Here is a 14,115-nt window from a genome sequence, read left to right on the forward strand (position 1 = left end):
TGCGGCAGCTTAGGGTCGATTTCCGCGCCGAACCGGCCTCAGCGTGCCCGAAATCGGAAATTCCCACCGGGGCACGAAGGGCTGCACACGAAGGGCCGTGCACGAGCGGCCGAGCCCGCGGTGCCGGGCCCTCCGCCCTCACACCTTCGCCCGATAAGCCCGCATGGCCAGCGGATAGAACACGACCGCGATCCCCGCCGCCCACACCAGCGACCACAGCACCGGCTCCGTCACCGGCCCGCCGAGCAGCAGCCCTCGGAACGCGTCGGACAGGTGCGTGACCGGGTTGACGTCGCTCCACGCCTGGAGCCAGCCGGGCATGGTGTCGACGATGACGAACGCGCTGCTGGTGAAGGTGATCGGGAAGATCAGGCTGAAGGCGAACGCCTGCACCTTCTCCGCGTCGCCGGCCAGCATCCCGATCAGCACCGCGCTCCAGGAGACGGCCGCGGCGAACACCACCACCAGCAGCAGCCCGAGCAGGAACCCGCCGAAGCCGCCGGTGACGCGGAAGCCGAGGGCGAGTCCGAGGCCGATCATCAGCAGCATCGCCCACACGTGCTTGGCGAGGTCCGCGGTGATCCGCCCGATGAGCGGCGCCGAGCGGGCGATGGGCAGGCTGCGCAGCCGGTCGAAGACGCCCTTGGTGAGGTCGGTGTTGAGCGCCATCGCCGTGTACATCGTCATGAACAGGGTGTTCTGCACGATGATCCCGGGCAGCGCGTACTTCAGATACGCCTCGGGCGAGCCGGCCATCTGCCCGCCCAGCACGTAGGTGAACAGGAACACGAACATGATCGGCGTGATGCTGTAGTCGACCAGTTCGAGCGGGTTGTGCTTGACGGCGACCAGGCTCCGCCAGGCCATGGTGAAGGTCTGCCGCACCCCGGCCAGGGCCGGCACCCTGCCCGACGAGGTGACCGGTGCCGTGAGGGTGGTGGCGGTCATGAGCGGCTCACCGCCTCCTCCAGCTCGCCGTCGTCCCGGACGGCCGCGGCACCGCCCTCGCCTTCCTCGGGTCCGCCCGGTTCGGCGCGGTGGCCGGTCAGGGCGAGGAACACCTCGTCGAGCGAGGAGCGGCGCAAGGCCAGCTCCCCCACCGCTATCCCCTCCCGGTCGAGCGCGCGCACGACGGCCGGCATCAGCTCGGGATCCTTCACCGGCGCGGTGACCGTCTCGCCCTCGATCCGCGCCTCGGGCCCGGCGGCCCCCGCCACCAGCGCGTGCGCCCGTACGAGGTCCTGTGCGAGGATCGGCCGCAGCTCCAGCACCTGCCCACCGACCTGCGCCTTCAGCCGGTCGGGCGGGCCCTCGGCGATCACCCGGCCCTTGTCGATCACCACGATGTCATCGGCGAGCACATCGGCCTCGTTCAGGTACTGCGTGGTCAGCAGGGCGGTCGCCCCGTCCGCGACCAGGCCGCGCAGCAGGTCCCACAGCTCACCACGGCTGCGCGGGTCCAGACCGGTGGTCGGCTCGTCGAGGAAGAGGATGCTGGGCCGTCCGACGAGGCTGGCCGCGAGGTCCAGGCGCCGCCGCATGCCGCCGGAGAACGTCTTGACGGCCCGCCCGGCGGCGTGGGTCAGCTGGAAGCGCTCCAGCAGCTCACCCGCCCGCGCCTTGGCCTCCCGCCTCGGCAGGCCCAGCAGCCGGCCGATGAGCAGCAGGTTCTCGGTGCCGGTCAGGTTCTCGTCGACCGCCGCATACTGCCCGGTGAGCCCGACGAGGGAGCGGACGACCCCCGCCTCCCGGACCACGTCGTGGCCCGCCACCCGGGCCCTGCCTCCGTCGGGCCGGAGCAGCGTCGCGAAGATCCGCACCGCCGTCGTCTTGCCCGCGCCGTTGGGGCCCAGCAGCCCGAGCACCGTGCCCTTACGGGCCGCCAGGTCGACACCCGCCAGCGCCTCGGTATCCCTGAACCGTTTGACCAGGCCTTCCGCCTCTATCGCATACGTCATGGGGCACCCCTGGGGTTCGTGGACCCCGGCTTGGGCCCACCCTCCCCACAACTGTGACGCACGCCACTGACATTCCTCCCCTTGGCCGGACTTCTCCCCAATGGGGCGGCAGCGGAGCGGCGTGCAGGGCGCGCGTGACGGATCCCACCTCACCGTCCGTTCGTACGCCCGTCACAATGGACTGTGATCTCTCCGGCCTCCTCGATGCCCCGGAGCGCCCACCGGCCCCGCCCGGAGGCGACTCCCTACGTCGACCTCACCCGAGCCGAGTGGAGCGCGCTGCGTGACAAGACGCCGCTGCCGCTGACGGCCGAGGAGGTCGAGAAGCTGCGCGGTCTCGGCGACGTGATCGACCTGGACGAGGTGCGGGACATCTACCTCCCGCTGTCCCGGCTTCTCAACCTCTACGTCGGCGCCACGCACGGCCTCAGAGGCGCGCTCAACACCTTCCTCGGCGAGCAGGGCTCCCAGTCGGGCACCCCCTTCGTCATAGGGGTCGCCGGCTCGGTCGCCGTGGGCAAGTCGACGGTCGCCCGCCTCCTGCAGGCCCTGCTCTCCCGCTGGCCCGAGCACCCGCGCGTCGAACTGGTCACCACCGACGGCTTCCTGCTCCCCACTCAGGAGCTCCAGGATCGCGGCCTGATGTCGCGCAAGGGCTTCCCGGAGTCCTACGACCGCCGCGCCCTGACCCGCTTCGTCGCCGACATCAAGGCCGGCAAGGACGAGGTCACGGCACCGGTCTACTCCCACCTGATCTACGACATCGTCCCCGACAAGCGGCTCACCGTCCGCCGCCCCGACATCCTGATCGTCGAGGGGCTGAACGTCCTCCAGCCCGCCCTGCCCGGCAAGGACGGCCGCACCCGGGTCGGCCTCGCCGACTACTTCGACTTCAGCGTGTACGTCGACGCCCGCGTCGAGGACATCGAGCGCTGGTACCTCAACCGCTTCCGCAAGCTGCGCGCGACCGCCTTCCAGAACCCGTCCTCGTACTTCCGCAAGTACACCCAGGTCTCGGAGGAGGAGGCCCTCGACTACGCCCGGACGATGTGGCGCACGATCAACCGCCCCAACCTGGTCGAGAACATCGCCCCCACCCGCGGCCGCGCCGCCCTCGTCCTGCGCAAGGGCCCGGACCACAAGGTGCAGCGCCTGAGCCTGCGCAAGCTGTGATGTGCCGGGCGGCATTCCTCAGGGGCGCGGGGAACTACGCGCAGGGCCGCGTTCGACCCGCGGCCCGCCGTCAACCTCAGTCCCCGCCCCCGGCCCGGTTCCTCAGCCGAGCGCGGACTTCACCGCATCGGCCAGCCGCCCGGCGACAGACCGGGCCTGCTCGATATCGGCGGCCTCGACCATCACCCGAACCAGCGGCTCGGTCCCGGAAGACCGCAGCAGCACCCGCCCGGTCGACCCGAGCTCCCGCTCCGCGTCGGCGACGGCCGACGCGAGCTCCGCGGACGTCTTCACGCGGGACTTGTCCACGTCCGGCACGTTGATCAGCACCTGCGGCAGCCGCTTCATGACGGCGGCCAGCTCCCGCAGCGGACGCCCGCTGCCGGCGACCCGGGCCGCCAGCAGCAGCCCGGTCAGCGTCCCGTCCCCGGTCGTCGCGTGGTCGAGGATGATCACATGCCCGGACTGCTCGCCGCCGAGGGCGAACCCGTGCTCCTTCATCTCCTCCAGCACGTACCGGTCACCCACCGCGGTCTGCACCAGCCGGATGCCCTCCCGCTCCATGGCGAGCTTGAACCCGAGGTTGGACATCACGGTGGCCACGACCGTCTCGGACCGCAGCGTGGAGCGCTCCCGCATGGCCAGGGCGAGCACGGCGAGGATCTGGTCGCCGTCCACCTCCTCGCCCGTGTGGTCCACGGCGAGGCACCGGTCGGCGTCGCCGTCGTGCGCGATGCCGAGATCCGCCCCGTGCTCGACGACGGCGGCCTTGAGCTTGTCGAGGTGGGTGGAGCCGCACCCGTCGTTGATGTTGAGCCCGTCGGGATCGGCCCCGATGGTGACGACCTCGGCACCGGCCCGCTGGAACGCCTCGGGCGAGACCCGGGCGGCGGCGCCGTGCGCCTCGTCGAGGACGACCTTCAGCCCCTCGAGCCGGTTCGGCAGGGCACCCAGCAGATGCGTGACGTAGCGCTCGAGGCCCTCGCCGTACTCGCGCACGCGGCCCACCCCGGCGCCGGTCGGCCGGTCCCACGGGGCGCCGGTGCGGTGCTCCTCGTAGACGGACTCGATCCGGTCCTCCAGCTCGTCGGCGAGCTTGTGCCCGCCGCGGGCGAAGAACTTGATGCCGTTGTCGGGCATGGCGTTGTGGCTCGCGGAGAGCATCACGCCGAGGTCGGCGCCGAGTTCCCCGGTCAGGAACGCCACGGCGGGCGTCGGCAGCACACCGACCCTCAGGACGTCCACGCCGGCGCTGGCCAGGCCCGCGACCACGGCGGCTTCCAGGAACTCCCCGGACGCGCGCGGGTCACGCCCGACGACCGCGGTCGGCCGGTGCCCCTCGAACGTGCCCGCCTCGGCCAGTACGTGCGCCGCGGCGACGGAGAGGCCCAGCGCCATCTCCGCAGTCAGATCCGCGTTGGCGACACCGCGCACGCCGTCCGTGCCGAAGAGTCGTCCCACTGTGCTGTCCTCCGAAATTGCTGAAGAGAGTGCGGCTCACGTCCCCAAGTACATCCCTGAGACTGTCCGGGGTGACAGGGGGTGTGTAAACGAACCGCCCCGGCAGCACAGTCCGTGCCGCCGGGGCGATCGTTGCGAAGCCAGTCGCAAGGACAGGCGACGCGATTAGCGCTTGCTGTACTGCGGGGCCTTGCGGGCCTTCTTCAGACCGGCCTTCTTGCGCTCGACCGCACGGTCGTCGCGCTTGAGGAAGCCGGCCTTCTTCAGCGGGCCGCGGTTGTTGTCGACGTCCGCCTCGTTCAGCGCGCGGGCGACACCGAGACGGAGCGCACCGGCCTGGCCGGAGACACCGCCACCGGAGATGCGGGCGACGACGTCGTAACGGCCCTCGAGCTCGAGAACCTTGAACGGCTCGTTGACTTCCTGCTGGTGCACCTTGTTCGGGAAGTAGTCCTCAAGGGTGCGACCGTTGATCTTCCACTTGCCGGTGCCCGGGACGATCCGGACGCGGGCGATGGCGTTCTTGCGACGGCCCAGGCCGGCGGCCGGCTGGGGCTCGCCGAAGCGGGAGGCCATGGACTCCGAGGTGTACTCACCCTCGACGGGGACCTCGGACTCGGTGGTGTAGCTGTCGATGTCGATCTCTTCGAGCGGCTGCTCGGCAGTGGTCTCGGCCACGATGCTCCTCAGATTCTCTTCAGTCTTAGGGGGTGGCCGGACTTACTGCGCGACCTGGGTGATCTCGAACGGCTGCGGCTGCTGCGCGCCGTGCGGGTGCTGGTCACCCTTGTAGACCTTCAGCTTCGAGAGCATCTGACGGCCCAGCGTGTTCTTGGGGAGCATGCCCTTGATGGCCTTCTCGACGGCCTTCTCGGGGTTCTTGTCCAGCAGCTCGTCGTAACGGACCGAGCGCAGACCACCCGGGTAGCCGGAGTGGCGGTACGCCATCTTCTGGGTCCGCTTGTTGCCGGAGAGGTGCACCTTGTCGGCGTTGATGATGATGACGAAGTCACCAGCGTCGACGTGCGGCGCGTAGATCGGCTTGTGCTTGCCCCGGAGGAGCGTCGCGGCAGTGGTGGCGAGACGGCCCAGGACAACGTCCTGAGCGTCAATGACGTGCCACTGGCGCGTCACATCGCCGGGCTTGGGGCTGTACGTACGCACGGTTCGTAGCCTTCGCTTCGAGTGAATGGTCCATAACTGGTCACCGAAACGATCACGACAGCCTGGACCGCACGGCGGCGACGCATACCGCGTACGTGGGGTCGCTGGTCATCGGCCCGGTGGACCGGTGTAAGGGCCCGTCCCGTGAGAATGAGCAAGCCAATACACAACGAACCAGCAGGATACCGGGGCTCAGCACAGGGGTCAAAACGCGGGATCAGCACCGCCGGGCGCGTCTCTGCGCGCACAGGGCGGCACACACCGTGACGGCTCTCCACAGGGCCCGCCGCCGGACCGGCCGCACAGCCGGGAACACGGTCGAGAGCAGCACCTCGACCGCCGTCCCGGCGCACCAGCGCACGACCGAACCGCCACCGCGCGGTCGCCGGCAGGCCCGCACCGCCCCGACCACGACGGACGGCCAGAGGCCGGCCCCGAGCAAGGGCCCGGAGAGCAGGAACAGCAGCAGCACCACGGCCGGCAGCGCTCGCCCCAACCACCCGCAAATGTCGCCTTTGCCCGTCCGCATGGGAGGAACGCTAGGGGTTCCAGGGCCCGTCCAGGCGGACCAGCACACCCCTTGTCCCGTCTAAGATGCGCCCCATGAGCTTTGGGCAGGGGGGACCTCAGTCACAGTGGGATCCCTGGAAACCGCAGTCGCAGCAGCCTTGGAACAGCGGGGGCGGCCACTCTCCGGACTGGGCGGCGCTCGCTGAAGCCTCCGAGGCCCGCAACAGACGCCGTCGGCTGCTGCTGATCGGCGGCGGGGCGTTCGCCACCGTCGCGATCGGCACCGCCGTCGCCGTGGCCGTCGTCTCGGCGGGCGGCGACAAGCGGGGCACCCCTGCCTCCCTGCCGTCGACCGACATCCCGAGCCAGTCCGCCTCGGCCCCGTCGTTCGCGCCGACCAGCGCCCCGCCCCCGCTGGACCCCAAGGACTTCATCGCCAGCGCGAAGAAGGACAAGGCCCCGCTCGGCCCGGAGACGCTCTTCTCGGGCACCCAGCTGACCATGGGCGGGACGGTGTACAAGAAGGGTCCCACGGCCGACACGAGGAACTGCGCCTCGGCGGCCGGCGGCACGCTCCCCAAGGCCCTCACCGCGAACGACTGCACACGCCTGATACGCGCCACCTACGTCAAGGACGGCATCGCGGTGACGGTCGGCGTGGCCGTCTTCGACACCGAGGCCCAGGCCCTCAAGGCCAAGGGCGCGGCCGACAAGAAGAGCTTCGTCAGGTCGCTCTCGGGCGGCGGCGTGAAGGGCTTCTGCGAGTCCGGGGTCTGCCGCACGACCAGCAACTCCTACGGCCGCTACGCCTACTTCACGAACGCCGGCTTCACCAGTGGCAAGGACGTGACGACAAAGGACACCGCGGTCTTCAAGACCGGCAACGACCTGGCCCAGTTCACGGCCGACCAGATCCACCGCCGCGGTCAGGCCCAGGCGTCGGCGGCGGCCAACGGGTGACCGGCCGCCGCCGCGCGCCCGGTCACAGCCTCTTCGCGCTGCGCAGCGTCTTGGCGTAGTAGCCGTTGCCGTCCAGCCGGGACACTCCGCCGACATCACCGATGGTCGGTCCGTTGACCTCCTCGCGGCTGGAGACGAACAGCAGGTGGCCCTCGGTGTCGTAGCCGAGCACCATGCCCACGTGGTCCAGGCGCTGCTCGGTGCGGGCGTCGAGCTTGAAGAAGACGAGGTCCCCGGGCTGGAGCTGGTCGATGCCGGAGGGCCGGTCCTTGGGCGAGACGCCGGTGAGCGGCAGGATGTCGGCACCCTCCTCGGAGCGGGCCATGCCGTTGGCGGTGCGCGGCAGGCCGTCGCCCGACTTGTCCGAGGACATGAGCGGGTAGCGGGCGCGGTAGCCGAACACCATCCGCATGTAGCCCGAGCAGTCGATCGACCGGGCGCGCGCGGTCTCCGGCTGCCCGGTCACGCCGTCGCGGAAGGGGTACGGGAGGCCGAGGTAGTCGTAGAAGTCGGACTGCTCCAGGCGCAGGTCGCCGCCCTCGGCCCCGCTCGTGTTGAGGGGGCCGAAGTTGGCGTCACCGGCGTAGACGGTGCCCTGCTCGTCCTTCTTCTGCTTGGCGCCCGCGACGTACTGGAAGGCGATGGCCAGCAGGTCGTCCTCCTTGCCGGTCTCGTGCTCCGCGTACCAGTCCTTGAACCACTTCTGCTTCTCCGCGCCCTTCTTCCAGGGCTCGGGCATGAGGCGGACCCAGTCGGTCGTGGAGACCTTTGAGCTCGTCGACGAGGGCTCGGCGAAGGTACGGGCCGGTCCGGTCAGGGTCGCGGTGCGCGCCCCGTCGGTGAACACCGCCCTGACCTGGCCGTCGGACCCGCGCAGCACGGAGCGGGCGGGGTTCTCCAGCCGGGACCAGCTCTCGGCGCCCTTGTCCCGGGCCTTCGTCGCGCCGCCGGCCCGGTCCGAGCCGTCCAGCACGCCGACGTTCGTGATCTCCGGGACGCCCTTGTCCTCCTGCTTGCGGAGCTCGACGGTGAGGTAGCCGGAGGTCGCGACGAGCGCCAGCACCACGAGGCCGGAGAGGACCGGCCGCGATTTCTTCTTCCCTGCCATGTGTTGTCTCCTGGGTTCTCGGTCGCCGGGACGCCGGTGCTCAGACGGTGGGCATGATGCCGAGCAGCAGTCCGGCGGCGACGACGATGTAGGCCATGAGCGAGACGGTGCCGGTCGCCAGCAGCGTCGCCCCCTTGGGCTGGCGGACCATCTGGTACGCGATCAGGCCGGGCACGATGAAGCCGAGGGTCTGGTTGCCGTAAAGCAGCGGGAACTCGATCGAGAGCACGATCATCACGGTGGCCTGGAGCAGCACGCCCAGCAGGACCACCGCGGCGAACAGCCGCTTGCCGTAGAGGATCACCAGCCGCTGCATGACCTTGGTGCCCGCGTAGGTGAGGGCGGTGACGCCGACCACCATGGCCGCCCGCTGGAGGTCCTCGATGAGGGTCAGGGCGAGCCAGCCCGGCGTGATCATGCCGCCGGGCGACAGGTTGGTGGTCAGGTAGCACAGCAACGAGAAGAACAGGCCGATGGCGATGCCGAGGGCGGCCATCTCGGGGGTCAGGGCTGCGGTGGTCAACGAGGTCTCCGGGCACGGGATACGGGTGCGGGTTCGGTGCGGGGCGATCGGCGGTCCTGCGGGCGGCGCCCGCCCCGCCCGTGGACGTCAGGAACGGGGAGGCTGTCCCCCGTCGTCGGCCGGGGCGTACCCGTAGGGCTCGTCGGCGTACTGCCACGTCTGCTGGGCCTCAGCGGCGTACGGTCCCTGCTGGTGGGGAGCCGGGCCGGGGTGTCCGGCGCCGGCGTACGGCCCCGACGGCTGGGCGGGGATGCGGACCACCGGGATCTCCTGGGTCTGGGAGGCCTGGTAGCGCTCCTCATAGGCCATGGGGTACGAGGCGTAGGGGTCCAGGCGCGCCGGCTGGGCCGGCACGGCCGGGTCCGAGGACCGCGCGGCGTCGGCGTCGGCGGGGGCCAACTCGTCCGCCGGGAGTTCGGCCAGGTACTCCAGCAGTTCCTCGCCCTGGCCGTGGATGTTGCCGATGGCGACCAGGGAGGAGTCGGCGGCCAGGCGGTCCAGCAGGGCGGGCATGAACTCCTCGGCCGACCGCCGTTCGCCCCCGAGGTCGATCGCGCGGTCGCGCCACTCGGCGGGGATGGCGTCGATCGCGCTCTTGGACGGGTGCCCGATGACGAAGACGTGGTCCGGCTGGAGGTCGGGGATGATCTCGCCCATCTGCCCGTTGCGCTCCACGCGGTCGGGCCGGCAGTTGATCACGACGTTCAGCGGCCGGTGGATGGCTCCGAGGTCGAGCAGCTGGTTGATGTTCATCAGCGTCGACTCGGGGTCGTTGGCCGCGAAGACGTTGGCGAAGGCGAGCCGCTTACCCTCGGGCGTCGCGTAGCGCTCGACGGACAGCACGCCCGGGTCCGGCGGGGCGTCGTACATGCCCTGCAGGGCGACCCGCCGCTCCACGCCGAGCAGTTCGGCGACGACGAGGGCGATAGCGACGTTCTCCTTGAAGGTGAACCAGCTGAAGCCGCGCAGTTCCTCGTCGGTGACGGTCTCCGGGTCGGCGTAGACCAACTGGCAGTTACGGGCGTCGGCCTCCTCCTGAAGGATGTGGAAGCGCTCCTTCTCGGCGGTGACGCAGATGCCGTCCTCCGGCATGGAGCGGCACAGCGAGCGGGCCACGTCGTCGAGGGTGGGTCCCATCTCGGCGAGGTGGTCCTCGCGGACGTTGCACAGCACGCCGATCGTGGAGCGGATCAGCTTGCTCTGGTTCACCTCCTGCAGGGCCGGCATGACGGCCATGCACTCGATGACGAGGGCGTCGGGCCGGTAGGTGGCGGCCCGGCGCACGATGCCGATCTGCTCCACAACGTTGGCGATGCCGAACTTGCGGTACACCGGTTCCTCGGTGGCGTCCGGGTGGATGAACCGGGCCGCCGTACCCGTGGTCTTCGCCACGGTGACCAGGTCGCCGCCGCGCAGCGCCCCGGCGCACAGCCGGGTGATGGAGGACTTGCCGCGGATGCCGTTCACGAGCACGCGCGACGGGATGCTGTGCAGGCTGGCGTAGTGCCGGCGCTGTTCCACGATGCCCGCCACCAGCAGCAGCACACTGCCGGTGAGCAGGACGAAGTACAGATAGAGCACGGCTGGGTCACCTTCCCCGAACGCCGGCCTCCGGCTCCGCGAGCCGGCGCGCCTGGGTCTGCTTACGGGCCTGGAGTTGCTGGCGCAGCAGTTCGAGGCTGCGTACGACCGCGCCGACCTCGTCCTGGTAGCGGGGGTACTGCACGGACTTGAGGTCGCCGTCGGCCAGCTTCTCCGCGCTGGCCGCGAGGGCCCGCATCGGCCGGGCCACGACCAGGTACACCCAGCCGAGGCAGACGACGATCAGGGCCAGACCGAGCAGTCCGGCCAGGACGCTGCGGTCCTCGCGCTGGTACGGAGTGATCTGGAAGTCCTTGGCGTTCTGCCAGCTGACCACGGTCCAGCCGAGGTCGGCCGCCACGCCGCCGCCGGAGAACGGGGCGGCCGCGGCGACCGTGGTCCCGCGGCCTTCGCGGATCAGCAGCCCGTTCTCGACGGGACCGGCGCCGACGTGGACGCTGCCGGCCCGGACGAGGTCGGCGAGCGCGTCGCGCGGCAGTTCCTCGAAGGCCAGGAAGCCGTCGCTGGCGGCGAGGGTCTCCGCCTTGGCGTCCACCACGCGGACCTCGCCGAGTCCGGGCCGCTTCAGCAGCGAGTTGAGGAACTCGATCCGGACCTCGCCGACCAGGGTCATGCCCTTGTGGTCCGGCAGGGGCGCCCCGGCCTGGACGACCGGCTTCCTGCCGCCCTTGCCGCCGACGCGGACCAGCGGCTGCTCGTCCGTGTCGGCGAACCCGGCGCGCGGCTCCTCGCCGGCGCGGGCGACGACCTCGCCGTCCTCGTCGAGGAGGTACAGCGCCTGATAGCGGGTGTGCTCGCGCAGGGTCTTCTCGAGCAGCGCCCGGCCGGAGCCGGCGTCGTCCGGGTCGATCAGCCGGGACGTGGAGACCAGGTCCGCCTGCGCCTCGTTGAGCGCCCGGCGCACCCGGTCGGCGACCAGGTCGGTGCGGTCGCGCTGGTCCGCGACCATGCTGGCCGGGATGCTGACGGAGTCGTCGGTGCGGTTCAGCAGGAGGCCGACGGGCACGCACCACAGCAGCAGCAGCACGGCGGTCAGCGCGAGCGGCCCGCGCACCCCGAACCGCCCCTTGACGCGCTGACGCCCGCCGGAATCAACGGCCCGGCCGCCCAGCTGGGCGCGCAGCTTCTCCAGTGCGGAGCCGACGCGCGCGGCCTCTCCCCAGCGGGGCACGTCCACCGGGCGGGTGAGGTCGCCCCGGGCCAGTCGGCGGGACTCCAGGAACAGCCGCAGCAATGGCCGCTGCACGGTCGCCCACAGCACGCCCGCGGCGAGCAGTCCGAGCACCACCAGGGCTCCGGCCGCCAGCAGTCCGTACAGCTCCCGGCCCGGAGCGGTGGCCTGCTGCTGGACCACGGGCAGCAGGGCGACGACGGTGAGCCCGAGGCCCGCGCCGACGCTCTTCTTCTCCTCCGGGTCGGCGGAGGAGAGGGAGGCGTAACCGGCCGTGGCGATACGGCCGTTGTAGGTCCCGCCGACCAGGGACCCGCTCACACCGGGGTAGCCGCGGGAGCCCGGCTCCCTGGCGCTGACCGGGTCCTGCTCGGTCTCGCGTGCCGCCTGGGCGGACAGCCCGCTCATCTGCTTCTGGAGGAAGCCCAGCTCCTTGCGCTCCTGGTCGGAGTTGAGCGCCTCGGACTGTTCGAAGCCGGCCGTGGCGAGGATCTCCCCGCCGGTGGCGACGACCGCCATGGAGCGGAACTGGCCCAGGTTGATGGCGGGCACGGACAGGCTGTTGGAGGCGAGCAGCAGTTGCTGCGGCCGGTCCTCGAAGTCGAGGACCGCCATGGTCATCAGGCGTACGTCGCCGGTCTCCAGCCGCACCATGCGGGGCTTGAGAGCCGTTTCCCCGGTGAGGACGTCCTTGTCCAGCCATCCGAGGGGAATCGTTTCACCCCTGGCGGCCAGCACTTTGCCGCTCTCCAGGTCCAGGACCGTGGTGCCCGTCCACTTCTGGTAGGTCTTCCCCAGGTCGGACAGGACGCGCTCGGGCTTCACCGGTGACCCCGCGTTCAGCGCGGCGGCGGTGCGGTTCAGGTCGGTGACCCGCTCGTCGATCGAGGCGCGCAGGGCGATGGCGCCGTCCTCCGCGAAGTGCCGCTGCGAGGAGAGCACCGCCTGCGGTACGGCCTGCTCGCCGGCGGGGCCGAGCACCTGGGCGGTGAGGCCCGCGAGGGCCAGCACCAGCACGCACAGCAGCGCGATCGGGGGACGGACGCCGCCCAGCAGCGGCATGTCCGCGCGTCTCCGGCTGCGCCGCCGTCCTCCCTTCACGGGGCGCACGGCGCGGGTGGGTGTCACCGGTGGTCTCCTCCGGCCTCTCTGGGTGAAGAACGGCCGCGCAGAACACCGCTCCCGGGGGAGGGGCACGGACCGCCGTATACAAGACTGTCGGGGAGGGCCGAGGTTGTGCCGCTCGCCCCCCTGTGCGCTGTGGCGCTAGTCACGCTGCAGCGTGAGCTCCTTCAGGCCGTCGCCTCCCGGCGCCCCGCGGTTGTAGAGGAAGCCACGTGTACGGTCGGCCGCCAGCCGGTAGCGGGCGAGCCGCTCCTCGGAGAGGTCGCCCGGCGCGTCGAGCGCCCGCCGCACGTCCACCACCCGGTGGTCCTCGACCGCGCCGGCGGGCGGCTTCTCACCGGCCTCCACCTCGGGCGGGATGTCCACCAGCGTCGTGGCGTAGCGGGCGGAGACGTCCCAGCCGTCGGTCGCCTCGCGGAACTCGAACCAGCCGATCACGCCCTCCTCGGTGAGCCCGGTGGGCGAGGAGTGACGGGCGACCTGGTTGCCCAGGCTGTAGGCGACCCAGGTGCCGTTCACCTTCTGGATCGGCTGCACCACATGGGCGTGGTGCCCGATCACCAGGTCGACCCCGGTCTCCGTGGTGAGCCGCTCCGTCAACTGCAGCTGGGGAACACTCGGTTCGTTGTAGTGCTCGAGCCCCCAGTGGACCGAGAGGACGACCACCTCGGCGCCCTTCTCGCGGGCCCGGGCCTCAGCGTCCTTGATCGCGTCCGTGCCGAGCTGGTTGAACGCCCACTTCTCCTTCTCCGGCGTCGGATTCAGGAACGACATCCAGGAGAACGAGAGGTGAGCGACCTTGACGCCGTTGACGTCACGGATGCTGATCCGTTCCGCCTCCTCGGGCGTGCGGGCGGAGCCGGTGTGCCCGAGGCCGGCCTTGTCCATGGCGTTCAGGGTGCGCCGCACGGCCCCCAGGCCGTGGTCGTAGGTGTGGTTGGAGGCCGTCGAGCAGGTGTCGTAGCCCACGTCCTTGAGCGTCGTCAGGATCTGCGGCGGGACGAGGAACTCCGGGTACCCCTCGAAGGGACCCTGCGGCTTTCCGACGGGCGTCTCCATGTGACAGATGGCCAGATCGGCCTTGCTGACGACCGGCTTCACCCCGGCGAGCAGCGGCCCGAAGTCCAGCCCGGCCTCTCCTTCACCGGTCTTCTTGGCATCCTTGGCAGCCTGGTCGACCAGCTCGGGGTGGATCAGCACGTCACCGGCGGCGGCGACGGTGAACGAGCGCCCGTCCGGCTTCACCTGCGGCGCCGAGGCCGCGGAGGTGCACGCGGTCGCCACGGCGACGGTGGCCACGAAAGCGGTTGCCGTCCGGGCGCCCCGGAGAGGATTACGAAGTGTCACCGCATCATATTCA

Annotated in this window: 13 protein-coding genes; 2 read left to right on the top strand and 11 right to left on the bottom strand. The window is 70.9% G+C overall.

All coding sequences use genetic code 11. From position 1 onward, the window contains the following. Nucleotides 1–138: 138 nt before the first annotated feature. Both ACZ5TL_RS34210 and ACZ5TL_RS34215 read right to left on the bottom strand, forming a co-directional pair. Nucleotides 139–948, bottom strand: coding sequence for an ABC transporter permease (locus ACZ5TL_RS34210; protein WP_468594700.1), 810 nt, complete (start codon nt 946–948; stop codon nt 139–141). Then, a complete protein-coding gene (locus tag ACZ5TL_RS34215; RefSeq protein ID WP_468594701.1) occupies nt 945–1,958 on the bottom strand; it encodes an ATP-binding cassette domain-containing protein in 1,014 nt (337 codons plus the stop codon). Before ACZ5TL_RS34215 ends, ACZ5TL_RS34210 begins: the two co-directional genes overlap by 4 nt. Before the next feature lie 204 nt (nt 1,959–2,162). On the opposite strand from ACZ5TL_RS34215, the gene coaA reads away from it, so the two are divergent. Further along, a complete protein-coding gene (gene coaA / locus ACZ5TL_RS34220) occupies nt 2,163–3,131 on the top strand; it encodes a type I pantothenate kinase (RefSeq protein ID WP_468594730.1) in 969 nt (322 codons plus the stop codon). A gap of 102 nt (nt 3,132–3,233) precedes the next feature. Here the strand turns inward: coaA and glmM are convergent, their stop codons facing one another. From glmM to ACZ5TL_RS34240, 4 genes are all read right to left on the bottom strand, one after another. Beyond that, nucleotides 3,234–4,592: a phosphoglucosamine mutase gene (gene glmM / locus ACZ5TL_RS34225; RefSeq protein WP_468594702.1), complete on the bottom strand. Its 1,359-nt coding sequence runs from the start codon at nt 4,590–4,592 to the stop codon at nt 3,234–3,236. Nucleotides 4,593–4,757: 165 nt separating this feature from the next. After that, complete coding sequence (gene rpsI, locus ACZ5TL_RS34230; protein ID WP_384150796.1) at nt 4,758–5,270, bottom strand: 30S ribosomal protein S9; 513 nt, start codon at nt 5,268–5,270, stop codon at nt 4,758–4,760. Between the two features lie 42 nt (nt 5,271–5,312). Next, nucleotides 5,313–5,756, bottom strand: coding sequence for a 50S ribosomal protein L13 (gene rplM, locus ACZ5TL_RS34235; RefSeq protein ID WP_102912031.1), 444 nt, complete (start codon nt 5,754–5,756; stop codon nt 5,313–5,315). A gap of 217 nt (nt 5,757–5,973) precedes the next feature. Then, a complete protein-coding gene (locus tag ACZ5TL_RS34240) occupies nt 5,974–6,285 on the bottom strand; it encodes a hypothetical protein (protein ID WP_468594703.1) in 312 nt (103 codons plus the stop codon). Between the two features lie 74 nt (nt 6,286–6,359). On the opposite strand from ACZ5TL_RS34240, the gene ACZ5TL_RS34245 reads away from it, so the two are divergent. After that, nucleotides 6,360–7,226 carry a hypothetical protein gene (locus ACZ5TL_RS34245; protein WP_468594704.1) on the top strand — a complete coding sequence of 289 codons (867 nt, stop codon included), beginning with the start codon at nt 6,360–6,362 and terminating at the stop codon, nt 7,224–7,226. A 22-nt stretch (nt 7,227–7,248) separates the two neighbouring features. Here the strand turns inward: ACZ5TL_RS34245 and ACZ5TL_RS34250 are convergent, their stop codons facing one another. The 5 genes from ACZ5TL_RS34250 to ACZ5TL_RS34270 all read right to left on the bottom strand — a co-directional run bounded on the left by ACZ5TL_RS34250 (nt 7,249) and on the right by ACZ5TL_RS34270 (nt 14,054). Continuing rightward, entirely contained in the window at nt 7,249–8,334 is a 1,086-nt protein-coding gene (locus ACZ5TL_RS34250; RefSeq protein WP_468594705.1) for an NlpC/P60 family protein, read from the bottom strand. 40 nt (nt 8,335–8,374) lie between these two features. Further along, nucleotides 8,375–8,857, bottom strand: coding sequence for a poly-gamma-glutamate biosynthesis protein PgsC/CapC (locus ACZ5TL_RS34255; protein WP_020276280.1), 483 nt, complete (start codon nt 8,855–8,857; stop codon nt 8,375–8,377). Nucleotides 8,858–8,944: 87 nt separating this feature from the next. Then, the gene (gene pgsB / locus ACZ5TL_RS34260; protein ID WP_468594706.1) at nt 8,945–10,438 is read right to left on the bottom strand and encodes a poly-gamma-glutamate synthase PgsB; all 1,494 of its coding nucleotides are present in this window, start codon (nt 10,436–10,438) and stop codon (nt 8,945–8,947) included. Between the two features lie 7 nt (nt 10,439–10,445). Further along, nucleotides 10,446–12,692 (bottom strand): HAMP domain-containing protein, encoded by a 2,247-nt coding sequence (locus ACZ5TL_RS34265; RefSeq protein WP_468594731.1) that lies wholly within the window; start codon nt 12,690–12,692, stop codon nt 10,446–10,448. A 204-nt stretch (nt 12,693–12,896) separates the two neighbouring features. Next, complete coding sequence (locus ACZ5TL_RS34270; RefSeq protein ID WP_468594707.1) at nt 12,897–14,054, bottom strand: CapA family protein; 1,158 nt, start codon at nt 14,052–14,054, stop codon at nt 12,897–12,899. Between the last annotated feature and the right edge of the window lie 61 nt (nt 14,055–14,115).

The sequence above is a fragment of the Streptomyces sp. NPDC033136 genome, from assembly GCF_055578235.1.

What these genes read in the sequence shown, in the direction of transcription:
- ACZ5TL_RS34210 (WP_468594700.1), bottom strand. Translation starts at nt 948, where the DNA reads ATGACCGCCACCACCCTCACGGCACCGGTCACCTCGTCGGGCAGGGTG.
- ACZ5TL_RS34215 (WP_468594701.1), bottom strand. Translation starts at nt 1,958, where the DNA reads ATGACGTATGCGATAGAGGCGGAAGGCCTGGTCAAACGGTTCAGGGAT.
- coaA (WP_468594730.1), top strand. Translation starts at nt 2,163, where the DNA reads ATGCCCCGGAGCGCCCACCGGCCCCGCCCGGAGGCGACTCCCTACGTC.
- ACZ5TL_RS34240 (WP_468594703.1), bottom strand. Translation starts at nt 6,285, where the DNA reads ATGCGGACGGGCAAAGGCGACATTTGCGGGTGGTTGGGGCGAGCGCTG.
- ACZ5TL_RS34245 (WP_468594704.1), top strand. Translation starts at nt 6,360, where the DNA reads ATGAGCTTTGGGCAGGGGGGACCTCAGTCACAGTGGGATCCCTGGAAA.
- ACZ5TL_RS34250 (WP_468594705.1), bottom strand. Translation starts at nt 8,334, where the DNA reads ATGGCAGGGAAGAAGAAATCGCGGCCGGTCCTCTCCGGCCTCGTGGTG.
- ACZ5TL_RS34265 (WP_468594731.1), bottom strand. Translation starts at nt 12,692, where the DNA reads ATGCCGCTGCTGGGCGGCGTCCGTCCCCCGATCGCGCTGCTGTGCGTG.